Genomic DNA, 627 nt, shown 5'->3' with positions numbered 1-627 from the left:
GCGAATTGGTTCTGGTGATCCATCACCATTCGAATAAGTTGAAATACCAACATAAACAAAAGGAGGCTATCAGCCTCCTTTTTCATTATTTATACTTGAGCAGTGTTTACGCCGAGTAAAGATGGCTTATGCGAATTCGAAAATGTCGATACCGTGGTGTTCAGCATAGTTTATGTAAGCTGAATTAACGCCATTTAGCGTGACTTCTACGTTGTATTCTTCGTTAGAGAATACTGCCCAACCACATTCGTTGTAGCTAAGGGTCAGATCATCCGCCGAATCTAAGAAAGTATCGCGAATGCCATCACCATCTGTATCTTTACCCAAATCAAAGACCAGTTTGTCGTGGAAAATATTAAAGTCGAGAACATCGGCTTCTATCTCAATGTCATTGGAGGATACCGGTTGATCAGGAACGCCAATCGCCAGACGGTTGGTAAAGACAAATGTGTCGTCACCACAGCCCCCGCTCAACACTGACTCGCCATCGCCGACCACAAGCGTATCGTTACCCCAGCCCCCACTGAGGAAGTTGTTGCCTGAATAGTCGAAAATAACGTCATCACCGCATCCACCGAACAATGAATCATTACCTAGACCACCTGAGATGAAGTCATTCCCAAAACC

At 44.7% G+C, this 627-nt stretch carries 1 protein-coding gene; it reads right to left on the bottom strand.

Annotated elements, in window-relative coordinates; genetic code table 11:
• Nucleotides 1-126: 126 nt before the first annotated feature.
• On the bottom strand, nucleotides 127-627 hold a 501-nt coding region (locus tag R8O10_RS25965), incomplete at its 5' end, for a calcium-binding protein (protein WP_318192063.1).

The organism is Vibrio sp. 1727 (assembly GCF_033344415.1).
GTDB classification, from domain to species: Bacteria; Pseudomonadota; Gammaproteobacteria; order Enterobacterales; family Vibrionaceae; genus Vibrio; species Vibrio alginolyticus.
The sequence above is the reverse complement of the archived record's forward strand: the minus strand, read 5'-3'. Positions and strand labels throughout refer to the sequence as shown.